The 13,687-nt window shown below is 65.6% G+C and carries 16 protein-coding genes; 12 read left to right on the top strand and 4 right to left on the bottom strand.

Annotation, left to right across the window (positions count from 1 at the left end):
- Window positions 1-7: 7 nt before the first annotated feature.
- On the bottom strand, window positions 8-1,081 hold the full coding sequence (epmA, locus tag ACYQOP_RS23615; RefSeq protein WP_461224481.1) for an EF-P lysine aminoacylase EpmA: 1,074 nt from the start codon (window positions 1,079-1,081) through the stop codon (window positions 8-10).
- Between the two features lie 160 nt (window positions 1,082-1,241).
- Here epmA and efp point away from each other — a divergent pair, with 160 nt between their 5' ends.
- A complete protein-coding gene (gene efp, locus ACYQOP_RS23610; RefSeq protein WP_056423850.1) occupies window positions 1,242-1,808 on the top strand; it encodes an elongation factor P in 567 nt (188 codons plus the stop codon).
- 78 nt (window positions 1,809-1,886) lie between these two features.
- On the opposite strand, the gene ACYQOP_RS23605 is transcribed toward efp, so the two are convergent.
- Window positions 1,887-2,927, bottom strand: coding sequence for a DUF1624 domain-containing protein (locus ACYQOP_RS23605; protein ID WP_461224479.1), 1,041 nt, complete (start codon window positions 2,925-2,927; stop codon window positions 1,887-1,889).
- Between the two features lie 483 nt (window positions 2,928-3,410).
- On the opposite strand from ACYQOP_RS23605, the gene ACYQOP_RS23600 reads away from it, so the two are divergent.
- The 9 genes from ACYQOP_RS23600 to ACYQOP_RS23560 all read left to right on the top strand — a co-directional run bounded on the left by ACYQOP_RS23600 (window position 3,411) and on the right by ACYQOP_RS23560 (window position 9,450).
- Window positions 3,411-3,986, top strand: a complete 576-nt coding sequence (locus tag ACYQOP_RS23600; protein ID WP_244478141.1) for a cold-shock protein — start codon at window positions 3,411-3,413, stop codon at window positions 3,984-3,986.
- 63 nt (window positions 3,987-4,049) lie between these two features.
- On the top strand, window positions 4,050-4,484 hold the full coding sequence (locus ACYQOP_RS23595; RefSeq protein ID WP_056424462.1) for a DUF192 domain-containing protein: 435 nt from the start codon (window positions 4,050-4,052) through the stop codon (window positions 4,482-4,484).
- A 155-nt stretch (window positions 4,485-4,639) separates the two neighbouring features.
- Window positions 4,640-5,101, top strand: coding sequence for a hypothetical protein (locus ACYQOP_RS23590; protein WP_461224477.1), 462 nt, complete (start codon window positions 4,640-4,642; stop codon window positions 5,099-5,101).
- A 69-nt stretch (window positions 5,102-5,170) separates the two neighbouring features.
- Window positions 5,171-6,070, top strand: coding sequence for a dienelactone hydrolase family protein (locus tag ACYQOP_RS23585; RefSeq protein WP_461224475.1), 900 nt, complete (start codon window positions 5,171-5,173; stop codon window positions 6,068-6,070).
- Between the two features lie 238 nt (window positions 6,071-6,308).
- A complete protein-coding gene (locus tag ACYQOP_RS23580) occupies window positions 6,309-6,743 on the top strand; it encodes a response regulator (RefSeq protein WP_056423856.1) in 435 nt (144 codons plus the stop codon).
- 110 nt (window positions 6,744-6,853) lie between these two features.
- Window positions 6,854-7,063, top strand: coding sequence for a hypothetical protein (locus ACYQOP_RS23575; RefSeq protein WP_207410452.1), 210 nt, complete (start codon window positions 6,854-6,856; stop codon window positions 7,061-7,063).
- 159 nt (window positions 7,064-7,222) lie between these two features.
- Entirely contained in the window at window positions 7,223-8,407 is a 1,185-nt protein-coding gene (locus ACYQOP_RS23570; RefSeq protein WP_419952718.1) for an alpha/beta hydrolase, read from the top strand.
- A 124-nt stretch (window positions 8,408-8,531) separates the two neighbouring features.
- Complete coding sequence (locus ACYQOP_RS23565) at window positions 8,532-9,143, top strand: glutathione S-transferase family protein (protein WP_207410448.1); 612 nt, start codon at window positions 8,532-8,534, stop codon at window positions 9,141-9,143.
- A 73-nt stretch (window positions 9,144-9,216) separates the two neighbouring features.
- A complete protein-coding gene (locus ACYQOP_RS23560) occupies window positions 9,217-9,450 on the top strand; it encodes a hypothetical protein (RefSeq protein ID WP_056423865.1) in 234 nt (77 codons plus the stop codon).
- A 43-nt stretch (window positions 9,451-9,493) separates the two neighbouring features.
- Here ACYQOP_RS23560 and ACYQOP_RS23555 read toward each other — a convergent pair whose 3' ends face one another.
- Both ACYQOP_RS23555 and ACYQOP_RS23550 read right to left on the bottom strand, forming a co-directional pair.
- On the bottom strand, window positions 9,494-10,372 hold the full coding sequence (locus ACYQOP_RS23555) for a MipA/OmpV family protein (protein WP_461225446.1): 879 nt from the start codon (window positions 10,370-10,372) through the stop codon (window positions 9,494-9,496).
- 130 nt (window positions 10,373-10,502) lie between these two features.
- Window positions 10,503-11,684: a hypothetical protein gene (locus ACYQOP_RS23550; protein ID WP_056424469.1), complete on the bottom strand. Its 1,182-nt coding sequence runs from the start codon at window positions 11,682-11,684 to the stop codon at window positions 10,503-10,505.
- A 211-nt stretch (window positions 11,685-11,895) separates the two neighbouring features.
- On the opposite strand from ACYQOP_RS23550, the gene ACYQOP_RS23545 reads away from it, so the two are divergent.
- Together ACYQOP_RS23545 and ACYQOP_RS23540 are read left to right on the top strand one after the other, a co-directional pair.
- A complete protein-coding gene (locus ACYQOP_RS23545) occupies window positions 11,896-13,047 on the top strand; it encodes an HpnL family protein (RefSeq protein ID WP_461224471.1) in 1,152 nt (383 codons plus the stop codon).
- Window positions 13,038-13,661, top strand: a complete 624-nt coding sequence (locus ACYQOP_RS23540) for an MlaC/ttg2D family ABC transporter substrate-binding protein (protein ID WP_461224469.1) — start codon at window positions 13,038-13,040, stop codon at window positions 13,659-13,661. Before ACYQOP_RS23545 ends, ACYQOP_RS23540 begins: the two co-directional genes overlap by 10 nt.
- Window positions 13,662-13,687: the final 26 nt, after the last annotated feature.

The raw sequence follows: 13,687 nt of genomic DNA, 5'->3' as shown, positions 1-13,687 counted from the left end.
GGCCTGTTCACGCTCCTTCCCCCATTTCCAACGCTGTCTCCGCGACCGGAGTCCAGATCACGTCGTCGATGCGCGGCGCGCCGACCGCGAGCATGACTAGCCTGTCGAGGCCCAGCGCGATGCCGCTCGCCTCCGGCATGATGGCCAGGGCCGAGAGGAAATCCTCGTCGATCGGGTAGGTCTCGCCGTAGATGCGCGCCTTCTCCGCCATCTCGATCTCGAAGCGCCTCCGCTGCTCGTGCGGGTCGGTGAGTTCGCCGAAGGCGTTGGCGAGTTCCACGCCGCATGCGTAGAGCTCGAACCTCTCCGCTACGCGGGGGTCGTGGGCGCTGGGACGGGCCAGGGCCGCCTCGCTCACGGGATATTCGTAGAGCAGGGTCGGCCGTCCGTCGCCGAGCTTCGGCTCGATGAGGGCGACGAGGACGCGGCTGAACAGGTCGGCCCAGGAATCGTCGGCCGCCACCCGCAGGCCGCATGCGACCACGCCGGCAGCGAGGCCGTCCCTGTCGGTGCCCCCGCCAGGCTCGATCGTCGCCAGGAGGTCGATGTCGGCATGGCGCTCGAACGCCTCGGCGAGCGTGAGACGCTCGAAATCCGCGAAGGGATCGGATTCCCTTCCCCGAAAGCGGAGGGAGCGCGTCTTAGCCTCGTCGGCCGCCAAGGCCAGAATGTCGGCGCAGTCACGCATCAGCACCTCGTAATCCTGCCCCGCCCGGTACCATTCCAGCATGGTGAATTCCGGATGGTGCAGGGGACCGCGCTCACGGTTGCGGAAGACCCGCGCCAGGCTGAACAGGCGCGTCTCACCCGCGGCCAACAGCTTCTTGCAGGCGAATTCCGGCGAGGTGTGGAGATAGAGCGGGGAGGCGGCACCGTCATGGCCGATGGCGGAGGTGGCGAAGGCCGAGAGATGGGCCTCGTTGCCCGGCGAGACCTGGAGGGCGGCGGCTTCGACCTCGACGAAGTCGCGGGCCGCGAAATGCCCGCGCAGAGCAGCGACGATACGGTTTCGCGCGAGCAGGGCCGGGCGGCGATCGGCATGCCGATGCGGCGCCCACCACGGAGACGGTGAGCCGCTCACGCCGGTTCTCCCCCTAGCCGGCGCACCATTTGCGGGCACAGGCGCCGGGCTGCTGGCAACACGACGCAGGATAGGATAGTGGCGGGGCACAGATGTCGCTCCCGTGGGCCGAATCCACGCCGGGGCGTCGTATATATTGTCTCGAACAGGATCTGACCCCGTGAAGGTGATCGCCTCTACGCTCCGCAAGGGCAACGTCGTCGACAAGGACGGCAAGCTCTACGTCATCTTGACGGTGGAGAACATCCATCCCGGCAAGGGCACCCCCGTCACGCAGCTCGACATGCGCCGCATCACCGATGGGGTGAAGGTGTCCGAGCGCTACCGCACCACCGAGTCGGTAGAGCGTGCCTTCGTGGAGGATCGCGAGCACACCTTCCTGTACGAGGATGGCGAGGGCTACCACTTCATGAACCCTGAGAACTACGATCAGGTCGCGGTTCCCAAGGACGTGATCGGCAGCGCGGCGCCCTACCTTCAGGAGGGCATGAAGGTGATGCTGGCCCTGCACAACGACGTGCCGCTCACGGTCGAACTGCCGCAGCGCGTCACCCTCGAGATCACCGAGACCGAACCGGCGATGAAGGGGCAGACGGCCTCGTCTTCCTACAAGCCGGCGATCCTGTCGAACGGAGTGCGCACCGCCGTCCCGCCGCATGTGGCGGTCGGCACCCGTGTGGTCATCCTGACGGAAGACGGTTCCTACGTGGAACGCGCCAAGGATTGAGACCCGCCGGTTCGAGGCTCGGACTTCGAGGCTCGGGCATCGATCTCCCGCGGGAGACCGATGCCGGCCTGATCCGCCTCAGGGCGACGGCGCCGGCCCTTCGGCGGCGTCGTAACAGGACTGAGACAGAGCCTGGGCCTTCGCCCGCTCTTCGACGCTGAATCCCCGCCCCGTGATCGCCCAGAGATTCTCTCGCTGGAGGGCATCGGCGACACAGCGCGCCGCCACCCGGCATGTCTGCGCGGAACCTCCGGTCGTCTCGCACTGGACCCGGTAATCCTGACGGAACGCCGCGAGACCTGCCTTCGGATGAGGGCCGGTCACCGTCACGACGCCCGTGAGCAGGGCGAGCAGCACCGGCTGATGCACGAGATACACGGCGAGGCTGTGGCGCCCGGCCAAAGCCAGCCCGCGCGAGGCGAGCGATCCCGGCCGCCACGTCGCCCATTTCGTGCGCAGGAAAGCCGGCAGACCGAGCCGCGCCGCTACCAGCCCCAAGAGAACCAGGCCGAACCAGGGAAACAGCGGCACGTAATCGTTGGTCCGCGGCGGAACCATGCCGAGGCCGAGGAAGCTCAGCATGGGGTCGTCGAAGACCGCGAGGTGATAATCCGGGTTCGCCATCACGGCCGGCGTCGCCAGAACGACGATCCCCACCACCAGTGCAACGGCCGGCGACACCCGCAGGAATGGCACGGCGAGCACGCTCGACACGGCGATGCAATGCAGGATGCCGAAGAAGATGAAGCTATCCGGAAACGCGTAGACCGTTGCGGCCGTGATGAGGAGGGCGGCGATGCCGATCCGTGCGAGCCGCAGGAGGAACGCGCGGGGTCGGAGACCGTCCCGGTTCATCAGGACGAGGCCGATCCCGACCAGAACGAGGAACGTGCCCGCGATGAGGTGCGCCGCGACCTTGCACAACGGGGCCAGAGCGTAGTTCTCGGGCGTGAGCGCGAGGTGCCCGAGGTCCCAGGTGGTGTGGTAGACGGCCATCGCCAGCAGAGCGCCGCCCCGCGCGACATCGAGACTATCGAACCGCCGCGGCGTTCCACCGAGTTCTTCGGAGGCCGGCGATGCGGAGGACGCAGCGACAGGTCTCGCCGTGGAGGCACTCATGCGAACGGCCTCGCCGGCTTGAACCGTTCGGAGTGGCGCAACGAGCCCGCGCTGGGCGGACGTCCGATCTCGGACGATACGATCTGAGTCATGCGCGTTGGCTATCGCCGGTGGCGAGGCGGATGCAAGGGCCCAGCATCGCCCAGTGTGACCGGCGCTCCGCGTGAAGCGTCGAAAACCGTCCAAGTCACGAACGAGAAGCGGCGGGTCGCGGGCGGATAGGCCGTATCCGGATTTTTCGGCGGCAGCCGCTGAGTCACCGTTGCGGGCGAGAAAGGCGCCGCGCCGCCCGTTGCCCGGTTCCTTGTTGCTCTCATGCCAATATGATGAAGAATGTCTCAATCGCCGCAGTCGATGTCCGCCAAACGGGCTTCCGCCGAGTCATGACTTTGTTAATCTATGGTGCGGATCGCGTCGCGTGATTCGGTGTGGGTTGCTTACATGTCCGACGATTTCGAATCAGGCTCGCACGGCCAGCGCGCGATGGGTGAATCGACCGGTGGACGTGGCACCGACCTCGGCGACGGAGAGGTGCAGCGCCCCCTCGACCTCATCGAGGTTTCGGGGCGCATCAAATGGTTCGATGTGTCGAAGGGCTTCGGCTTCATCCTTCCCGATGACGGCTCGGCCGACGTCTTGGTTCACATCACGTGCCTGCGCCGCGACGGATTCTCGGCCGCCAGCGAGGGCGCGCGCATCGTGGTGGAAGCCACCGAGCGGCCACGCGGATGGCAGGCCTTCCGGGTGATATCCCTCGATCAGTCGACGGCGATCCACCCGTCCGAACTCCCGATGCCCCGCACCCATGTGAGCGTCACGGCGACGAGCGGGCTCGAGACGGCCGTGGTGAAGTGGTTCAACCGGTTGCGCGGTTTCGGCTTTCTCAGCCGGGGGGACGGCTCCCCCGACATCTTCGTCCATATGGAGACGTTGCGTCGCTACGGCATCGCCGAACTGAAGCCCGGCGAAACCGTTCTCGTGCGCTACGGCGACGGCTCGAAGGGTAAGATGGCAGCCGAAGTCCGGCTTCTGGACGGCGCGCTGCCCGCCTCCCATTGACGGAATGACCACGTGACACCAATCCAAGACGTTCGCAGGTCCGCGCCCTTGCGCGCGCTCCTGATCCTGATCACGATTCTCGCTGGTCTCGGCCTCGCCAATGCTCAGGATTCGGCCGCGCAGGAGCCCCTTGCGATCACGGGCAAGAGCGGCAGGCACAGCTTCTCCGTCGAGGTGATGCGCGACGACGAATCGCGCTCGCGCGGCCTGATGTTCCGCCGCGCGATGGCGCCTGAGCACGGGATGCTCTTCGACTTCCAGAAGGTCGAGCGCGTCGCGATGTGGATGAAGAACACCTACCTGCCCCTCGACATGCTCTTCATCCGCCCGGATGGAAGCATTGCTCGGATCGCGACCAATACCGAGCCGCTTTCGACCAAGGTCATTCCGTCGGGAGAGCCAGTGGTTGCCGTTCTCGAACTCAATGCCGGTGTCACGGCTAAGCTCGGAATCAAGGCGGGTGACCAAGTCGACCACACGATGTTCCCATCGCGCTGACCAGAGCGAAACGAGGATCGTCATGGCACTACCCCGCGAACACAGCGTGAACAAGCATCTTGACGGCCGCCTCGTTTCTGACCAATGTTCCCATATTGTTCCAAAGGCGAGCGAACCTGAGACATCGGGTTCCTCGACGATGACAGGGGAACGCGATGCTCGACGTTCAAGCTTACGGCGATGAAACGATCCTGTTCGAGAATGCCGATTGGCGCGTGATCGCGGACGGTCTCGAACATCGCGGGACCGGGTATTTAATCGCCCGCGAGAGCTTGGGCCGGCGCTCCGAGTCCGGCCTGTGGGAATGGCCGCTGCATCTGGCGGAGAAGAGCTGGTGCTCGCTGCGTCCGTTCCGCGACGCGTTTCAGGCGGCTGCCGATCTCTTCAACGTCGAGCGCGACGAGGCGTTGTCGCAATCCTTCGTCACCGGTTTTGGCCTCAGGATGGGGCAGGGCGGACAGGGCGGCACCGAAGGCTTCACGAAACTGGCGGAACTGGTACGTCCGAAATCCCTCGCTCGGCGGAGACCCACCGCATCCGAGGGCCGGCCCGTTCCCCACCGCAACGTCGCGGGGCGGAAGGAAGAGAAGGATACGGCGCGCGTCGCCCTGTCCTGACGTGACCTCCCTCCGCGACGCCCTAGTTTCCTGAAAGGCGTCGAGGGGCGCCGTGCAGGAGGTCAATCCATGGACGAGCGCGTGACGGACAAGGACGATCGGAGCAAGGGACTGGGCGGCCTCGATGGGCTCGTCGTTCCCCCCCTCTCGCGCCGGGGCTTCGTGATGACGAGCCTGATCGCCGGGTTCACCCTGGCCGAGGCGAATGCGCAGGCTCAGGCCGTTACGACCGATTCCAATGGTCTCGTCGCCGGCGAGGTGAAGATCCCCGCGACCGACGGGCCGATGCCGGGTTATCGGGCGATGCCCGAGGGAGCGGGCCTGTTTCCCCTCGTCCTCGTCATCGAAGAGATTTTCGGGGTTCACGAATATATCAAGGACGTGTGCCGCCGCCTGGCCAAGGCCGGCTATTGCGCCGTGGCGCCCGAGCTCTACGCAAGGCAGGGCGATCTCTCGACTATGACGGATGTGAAGGCGATCGTTCGCGACGTCATCCTGAAGACGCCCGATGCCGAGTGGATCGCGGATCTCGATGCGGCAGCGTCCTGGGCCGTTGCCGATTCGAAGGCCGATCCCGAGCGGATCGGCACGATGGGATGGTGCCGGGGCGGTCGCGGGGCATGGCTCTACGCGGCGCATCGGCGCGATCTGAAAGCCGCGGTGGCCTGGTACGGCCCACTCGGCGGCGACCGTACGAGCCTGCAGCCGAAAACGGCAGGGGACGTCGCAGCGGACATCCGCGCACCGCTTCTGGCACTCTATGGCGGCGCCGATACCGGCATTCCCATCGCCAGCGTCGAGGAGGCCCGCGACCGAGCGAATGCTGCGGGGCGGAGTGTCGAGCTCGTCGTCTTCCCCGACGCACCGCACGGGTTCCATGCCGATTACCGGCCGAGCTATCGCAAGGACAGTGCGGAGCAGGGCTGGGCACGCGCGCTGGCGTTCCTCAAAAGCCACGGGGTCGGCTAAATCGTACCCTCATCGACCAACGCGACGATCGACCGAATCGGAGCGTTCGGGCACCTCCCACAGGAGCGTTCCCTCTGTTACAATGGAGAAACCGCCGCTCTGATCATGATTTCAGGGATGGATGCATGTCGGAAATCACGATCCGAGCGCCGGTTCGACACATTGACGGGTAGGACTACATAGCGTTGCTGGGATAACGGCTAGAGCGGCTGTCAAGCCTGAAGAGCGTTCCGGACCCATGAGTGCTGCGAATCCATCAGGCGAGAGACCCATCATCCTCGTCGTCGAGGACGAGCCGGATGAGCGCTACCTCGCGGCCGCACTCCTGGAAGAGACCGGGTTCAGCGTCATCGAGGCGGAAACCGCCGAACGCGCCCTCGCCATCCTGAACGAGAAGGACGGCGCTGTGAGCGTCGTCTTCTCCGATGTGCGAACCCCTGGCCCCATCGGCGGCTTCGAACTCGCGCGGATCATCGGAGTCACCTGGCCGCGGGTACGCGTGCTTCTCACATCCGGTGATGCGGGCGACCAGCCCAGTGACCTGCGGATTTCCGCGACTTTCATCCCGAAACCATGGCGGGCATCCGACATCCTCGCTTGGGTCGAGGAGGCGGCGGGCCGTGCTCCCGCGCAAGGTGCGGGTATAGACGTGATCGGTGGCACCGCTCCCTGACGGGCCACCGGGCCGTTCTAAAAATATCATAGATCATAGGGAAACTTGACGGGCTCCAACCGTTGGTTGGTTCAGTCCCCCGTCGATCAGTGACGGGCCATGGGTTTCCAATGACCAGCGCCGCCAATACCAACATGGCCAATATCAGCCGCCCCGGGCATTCCTATACGGTCTTCTCGGAGGCGCGGATGATGCAGAAAGTCGGCGAGGATCTACGCTCCCTTTACGGTGATATGATCGATCGTTCCGCGCCCGACGAACTGCTTCGTCTGGCGGCGCTGATCGATGAAAGGCGCAATGAAACCGAGGCCGGGCGCTAGCATCGTTCGCCCCTGCCGCGATCGGGACGACGTGATCGGTGCGGCCCGAATGACGCACGGCCGCTGAGACTTGGCGCAAGACTTGGATCGCCGCCCCATCGATGTCCTAAAACCTGATATGTCGAACGGACCCTTCCGGATCGATCTGACGAGCCCGTCATGCGTTTGAAAGCCTGCCTCGTTCTCGGCGCTTTGCTGGTCGCTGCGCCGTTATGCGAACCGGCCTTCGCCGCGACGCCCCCCAACCAGCCTGCCGACGGCCCCGGCGGTGTGGGAAACCGCTCCCTCTCGATCGTGAAGCGGGCGCTGGGACGGCCGAGTGCCGCGACCTTCGTCTTCTACTCAGCTGGTGCCGCGCCTGCGGAGGGACGGCCCGTCGTGGTGTTCCTCCACGCCTGGGGGGCCCCGAACCCGCAGCCCTACGGTGCCTGGATCGATCACCTCGCCCGCGCCGGATATCTCGTGCTGTTTCCGCGCTTTCAGGAGGTCAACCGCACGCGGCCGGCTGACGCCACGGGCAATGCCGAGAAACTCGTGAAGGCCGCCCTCGCGGAACTCGAATCCGATCCCGACGCCAAACCGGATCCGAAGCGGGTTGCACTGATCGGCCACCTCGCGGGGGCTCCGATCGCCGCCAACCTCGCCGCCGATGCCGACAGCACCGGCTTGCCCGTGCCGCGCCTCGTCTTCGCCATCATGCCGGGGGGGATCGCCAGCGACGCCAAATCCAGGGGCGTCGTGCTGCGCGACCTGTCGAAGATCCCATCCGAGACGCTCGTCATCACCGTCATCGGCGACCGCGATGCCCGCGCGGCGGATCTCGCCGCCAAACGGCTCCTGCGTGAGGCGAGCGGCGTCGCGCCCGAGCGCAAGCTCTTCATCCGCGCGCTCTCCGACGACCACGGCTTTCCCTCGCTGACGGCGACCTTGACCTCGCCGGGTGCCGTGGACACGGCCTATGATGGGGGAGCCATCAAGCTTCCTCCGGAGCCGCCGAAGGATCCGAAGCAGCCGCCGACACCGTTCAAATGGTCGGCCGACATGTCGCTGACCGGCGAGCAGACGACACTGCTCGCGCAACTGAACAATTCTCGGGCAGATAGCCTCGATTACCTCGCCTATTGGAAGACGTTCGATCTGGCCGCCGCAGCGGCGTTCGGCGGCGACGCCACCACCCTCAAGGCCAATCCGCGGCTCAGCGACATGGAACGCTGGAGCGACGGCTGGCCGGTGAAGCGTCTGGTCGTGGAGACGCCCCGTGCTGCTCCGGCGGCCGCGCATGCGCCGGCTCCGACGCCTGCGGCGGCCACGCAACCCAAGCCCAAGCCGGTGCGACGTCCCTGATCCATCACACCCGAGATGAGTCAGGGTTCAGGCGCGGGGCACCGGGGCTTGTCATCCCGGTAGCTTTTCGCAAACAGCAGGCCGGCACGGTCTTGTGCTTGCGCAACGAGCTCTACAGGTCACGATGAAGCTGTTCCACTCGCACTTCTCTCCCTTCGCGCGGAAGGTCATGGCCTGTGCCCACGTGCTGGGCATCGTCGACCGTATCGAGCTGCTACCGAGCGCGGCCCATCCGGTGAAGCGCGACGGCACCATCCTGACCCATCATCCGCTGGCACAGGTTCCGACCCTGCTTGACGACGAGGGCCACGCATTGGCCGACAGCAGGGTCATCTGCGAGTATCTCGACACCCAAGCCGGGGGAGGGCTGTTCCCCTCGGCCGGTCCCGCGAGATGGACGGCGCTCAACGACCAATCCATCGCCGACGGCATTCTCGATGCGGCCCTGCTGATCCGCTACGAACTCACGGCACGCGACGCCTCCGAACGCTCCAGCACCTGGATGGACAGTCAGGAGGCCAAGATCCGGAGCTCGCTCGCGTCCCTCGACGCAGGGGCGGAACGCCTCGTCGGCCGAGTCGATATCGGAACGATCAGCCTGGGCTGCGCCCTCGGATATCTCGACCTGCGCTTTGCCGAACTCGGCTGGACGCGGGACCATAGGGATCTGGCGGCATGGTTCGCGGGCTTTGCCGAACATCCCGCGATGGTGGCGACGAAACCACCGGCGGCCTGAACCGGCACCGCTTCAGCCGCCAGACTGGCGCGCGCCTTGCAAAGTTCGCCTCCGGTTCTCCGGAGGTCGCGCCATGCCCGATTTCGTTGCCGCCTTGATCACCGCCGCGGTTTTCTGCGCGGGGCTGATCCTGCTCAATGCCCTGACGCGCTGGGCGATCCAGACACAAATCGCGCCGGCGGATCTCGCCGAGAACGGAATGCTGCAATACGGGCTCGCTCTCGCCCTCGCCGGATTCACGTGGCGGCGGGCGCTCGTCGCGCAGGCCGTCCCGAACGGGGGTGGCCAAGCCCATATCGTCGGGTGAAACGGCGGCTCGGACAGGCGCTCGCTACCTCAGGCCTTGGTCTCTAGAACCAGGGCTGCGTGGTGAAACTGTAATTCACCTTCATGCCAAAGGTGTATTGGTTCTGCGATCCGAACTGGCGGCGCACCAACGGGCTCTCGGCGGATGAGCCGACGATCCGGTTATAGCCAACGTACCCAGTGGCGGCCCATCGCTCGTCGAACGTATAGGTCACCGCTCCCAATCCGCCAACGGTGACGTAGCTGTCGGGCTGGAACGGCGTCAGCGTCCCGTTGAGCGCTGCCTCGAACGGTTTGACGCCGAAATAGCGCCTGGCGAAGCTGGCATCGCCAAAGTTGAAGCGCGGGCCCACCGAGACCTGCCAGCGGTCGAAGGGCTGGATCACGTCGGCGCCGAGCGAGCCGACGAAGCCGTGATGCCCGAAGATCCCATGGCGCAGTTCGGCCCGGGCGCGCAGCCATTGCGTGGGGTAATACTCGACGAAGACACCCGGCTCGATGGCGAACTGGGCATCGCGGAGACCGAACAGGTCACGCCGGTTGTCGCCGTAATAGCGGCCGGGCACGTACTCCGCCGTCAGCCCGGCATTGAAGAGCGGCGAATCGTAGAGCGAGAAGCTGATCCCGTCATCCGGCGACGAGAACCGGCGTGGCGTACCGGCCTTGGCGATGCTGATCGATGGGTAGCCGATGGCGGTATACTCGTTCGACCCCGGAAAACTCGGCGTCGCCTGCACCGTCGCCGTCACCGTCACGACCCAGAGATTCTGGTCCAAGGCGAGGAACGTCGGCGGCCTCTGCAACTCCATGAGATCCGCGGCTCCGGCGCCGCTCGCCACGATGAGCGAGCCGGCGAGGGCCAGCGCCGGCATGGCGGCAAGGCTCGTCCTTTGGGCAGGGCGCGAGGATGGGTTGAGAAGCATCGTGTCCATGACGGAGATCATAGACACAATTCCCTAACGCATCACGACAAAGCCGACGCGACGATAGACCTATGTTGGCACCGACAAAAAATCGCTCCGGCGCGACAAGCGCACCGAAGCGATTCTCAGATTAGAAGTAGGACTTCAACGCACCGCGGCGACGCACGTCGAGGGTGGCGCAGTGGAACGAGCCACCGAAGGGCCCATAGGACAGGAACGGCGCCGGGATCGGATCGAAGCCCCAATCCTTCAGTGCCTTGATCAAGGTCGGCTGGCTTGCATCGACGACGATCTTCTTTTCGTCGATGGCCAGCACATTGATCGACGTCCAGGGCGAGCACATCGAAATCTTGCTCATGAAGCCCTCGACCGGGTCGGGGCGGGGCGCGATGAGCACGTCCCACTTCTTGAGCACGGCGGGCAGCTTCTCGACGTCGATATAGTCCGGGTTCACCAGCACCTTGCCCGGGGCCAGCGGCATGAAGGACGAGTCGATATGCATCGGCTGCGGGCAACGGCTCTCGATCTCGTGGACGCGGAAGCCCGAGCCGAGGTGGCGGCGCAGCCACTCGATCCCCATCAGGTTCGTCACGTTGGAGCGGGTGACGAAGAGGTCGCGGCCGCAGCGGACGAAATCGGCCGCGTCGAAGACCGGCTCGAACTCGTTCACGGTGAACTGCATCGGCTCGCCGGCCTTCAGGTTCGGCACGCGGTAATCGTAATTGTAGAGTTCGTCCGTCAGCTGCGGCCGAGGCGCCGAGGTCCAACGCGCGCCGTTGCGAAAATATTCCTTGAACAGCGAGCGGTAAGCGTCGCCCTCGAAATAGCGCGACCGCCAGCACATCGGGCTCTCGATGATCTCGTCGCCGATGACCAGGTAGGGGTCGCGCGGGCAGGCAACGCAGAAGCCACGGGAGGACCAGCGCGGGGCGTTGTACTTGCGCGAGAAATCCACCGTGTCGGGCCGACGCACCTTCACGCCCTCGCCGGCGAGGATCGAGATGAAGTTGTCGAGCTCGGCCTGGGCGAGCTTCTTCATGAACTTCGGATACCGGAAGCCCGCGGCGAACCGGTAGAACGGCTGCGCTGCGCGCGGCAGGTTGAAGATCACCGTGAGGTGGTGGGAAGGAATGGTCGCACCGTCGAGGCTGCCGACGATCACCTCTTCCAGAGGGTCCCACTCGTTCCATGCCATGACCGGCGATTTCGGGGCTGGCGTCCCGCGATAGGCTGCCGAATTGGCGTCGTAGGTATCGATCTGCGCGTCGGCGAGCACGGCATCCTGAGCCGTGGTGAAAGCTTCGCGGTCCATCATTCGTCCCTTGGTCGTGCCTTTGCGCGGCTGTTTCTTCGAGGCAGAAGCCTCAGCGCCGCTTTGGCTCGCACTGTGTCTATCGGGTGATAGACAACGAAATCCAAAGCTGCAACTTCCGATGAGGCCAACGTTTTCCGGAAGGCTTTTCGTCCGGGTCGTCGGTGAAATTCTCTAAAAAATCGTCCGCGCCGACGGTCGAAGGGGGATCATGAAGCGTCTGACGACATTGGCCCTCATCGTCGGCCTCTGCACAGTTGCAGGACTGTTCTTGTCATCGGGTCTCGATGACGTCGCCGCGGCAGTGGTGAGTGCCGGTTGGGGCGCTGCCATCGTCGTGCTGGCCCGTGCCGTCGCCGTCGGCTGGGCCGGCCTCGGCTGGTTCACGGTTTTCCCGCGGGACGACCGTCCGAGCCTGTGGAACTGCATTTCGCTGCGTTTCGTGCGGGAGGGCATCAACACGCTCCTCCCCGTGGCCACCGTCGGCGGCGACTTCGTCGGAGCGCGGCTGTTGACGCAGCGCGGCCTCTCCGGAGGGCTCGCCGGCGCCAGCATGTTCGTGGACCTGATGACCCAGGCGGTTACCCAGTTCCTCTTCACGGTCGGCGGCGTCGCCCTGCTCGCCTGGCTGCATGGCGATGGCCCCGTGGTGCGCACCGTCGCCGGCGGTCTCGCCATCGCGGCCCCGGCTCTCGGCGCCTTCTTCCTGATCCAGCGCCGCAGCGGGCACCGCATCATCCAGGCCCTGCTGAGCCGCTTTGCCGCCGCCCGTGAATGGCGCGCGCTCGGCGCGGTCGATGTTCTGTTCGATAGCCTGCGCCGACTTTATTCCTCGCCCAAGCGGGTCGTGGGCGCCATGGGCGTGCACATGATCGGCTGGATCATCGGCGCCGCCGAAGTTTATGTGGCGCTGCATTTCATGGGTTATCCGGTGACGGTCGCCGAGGCCATCGTCATCGAAAGCCTGGCCCAGGCGGTTCGCGGTGCCGCCTTCGCCGTGCCGGGGGCGCTCGGTGCCCAGGAAGGCGGCCTCATCGCCCTCTGCGCGATCTTCGGCATCCCCGCCGAAGCCGCCCTCGCGCTCTCCCTGGTGAAGCGTCTGGCCGATCTCATGGTCGGTGTGCCCGGCCTCGTCGCGTGGCACTTCATGGAAGGCAAGACGGTCGCACCGGACGTGGAAGATCGGACGTTTCGGGACCAGAGGTCCGTGGAGCAGAACGCGCCGAAAGTCGGAGGCGACATTGCCCGGGCGGTGAGCCTGGATTCCATGCCCGTGTCGCGGGTGCCCGCCAATTCCGCGGGAAACCACATCGTGTCGCGCTCGATGGAGAGCGAGATGGAGACGCTGCGGAAATGCGCGTGAGCAGATTCGCATCGGGGCTGGTGGCCTCGACCCTTCTCGTAGCGACCCTCCTGTCGGTCGGGCCCGCCCGTGCGGCGGAGGATGCGGCGGTGCAGACCGTACGCGGCCTTTATTCCAGCTTCGAGGGCGCCCTCAAGGCGCCCGAAGCCGACGTGAAGAGCAGGGCCCTGGTCATCGGCCCGGTGCTCGACCAGAGCATGGATTTCGCCACCATGGCGCGGGTCGCCGTGGGCGCGAAATGGAAAGGCTTCACCCCCGAGCAGCAGGGCGCGCTGACGGAAGCCTTCAAACAGTATTTCACCGCGACCTATGCCACCCGCCTGTCGCAGGCCGCCGGCGGCAAGTTCGACATCAAGCCCGAGAGTGAAGCGCGCGGCCAGAACCGCGTGGTCCAGACCGAGGTCGCCAATTCGGAGGGCGACGCCTCGCAGGTCGACTACCTCGTGGGTTCGAGCAACCGCATCCAGGACGTCTATCTCAACGGCAATGTCAGCGAGATCGCCGCCATGCGCGGCAGCTTCGCCGATCCGCTGAAGGCGGGCGGGGCGGAAAGCCTGCTGAAATTCCTTCGTGATCGGACCACGGCGATGCTCGCCGCCAAACCAAAGCCTTAGACGCAGGCCAGACGCCCCTCGTCGGG

It is taken from the genome of Methylobacterium sp. CM6247, from assembly GCF_054817925.1.
Note: the sequence above shows the minus strand (reverse complement) of the source record. Positions and strands in the feature narration are given on the sequence as shown.

Coding starts and splice junctions, on each gene's coding strand:
- ACYQOP_RS23560 (WP_056423865.1), top strand. CDS start 9,217: ATGCCCGATTTCGTTGCCGCCTTGATCACCGCCGCGGTTTTCTGCGCG.
- ACYQOP_RS23605 (WP_461224479.1), bottom strand. CDS start 2,927: ATGAGTGCCTCCACGGCGAGACCTGTCGCTGCGTCCTCCGCATCGCCG.
- ACYQOP_RS23545 (WP_461224471.1), top strand. CDS start 11,896: ATGAAGCGTCTGACGACATTGGCCCTCATCGTCGGCCTCTGCACAGTT.
- ACYQOP_RS23550 (WP_056424469.1), bottom strand. CDS start 11,684: ATGGACCGCGAAGCTTTCACCACGGCTCAGGATGCCGTGCTCGCCGAC.
- ACYQOP_RS23580 (WP_056423856.1), top strand. CDS start 6,309: ATGAGTGCTGCGAATCCATCAGGCGAGAGACCCATCATCCTCGTCGTC.
- ACYQOP_RS23565 (WP_207410448.1), top strand. CDS start 8,532: ATGAAGCTGTTCCACTCGCACTTCTCTCCCTTCGCGCGGAAGGTCATG.
- ACYQOP_RS23540 (WP_461224469.1), top strand. CDS start 13,038: ATGCGCGTGAGCAGATTCGCATCGGGGCTGGTGGCCTCGACCCTTCTC.
- ACYQOP_RS23585 (WP_461224475.1), top strand. CDS start 5,171: ATGGACGAGCGCGTGACGGACAAGGACGATCGGAGCAAGGGACTGGGC.
- ACYQOP_RS23570 (WP_419952718.1), top strand. CDS start 7,223: ATGCGTTTGAAAGCCTGCCTCGTTCTCGGCGCTTTGCTGGTCGCTGCG.
- ACYQOP_RS23575 (WP_207410452.1), top strand. CDS start 6,854: ATGACCAGCGCCGCCAATACCAACATGGCCAATATCAGCCGCCCCGGG.
- ACYQOP_RS23600 (WP_244478141.1), top strand. CDS start 3,411: ATGGGTGAATCGACCGGTGGACGTGGCACCGACCTCGGCGACGGAGAG.
- ACYQOP_RS23590 (WP_461224477.1), top strand. CDS start 4,640: ATGCTCGACGTTCAAGCTTACGGCGATGAAACGATCCTGTTCGAGAAT.
- ACYQOP_RS23555 (WP_461225446.1), bottom strand. CDS start 10,372: ATGCTTCTCAACCCATCCTCGCGCCCTGCCCAAAGGACGAGCCTTGCC.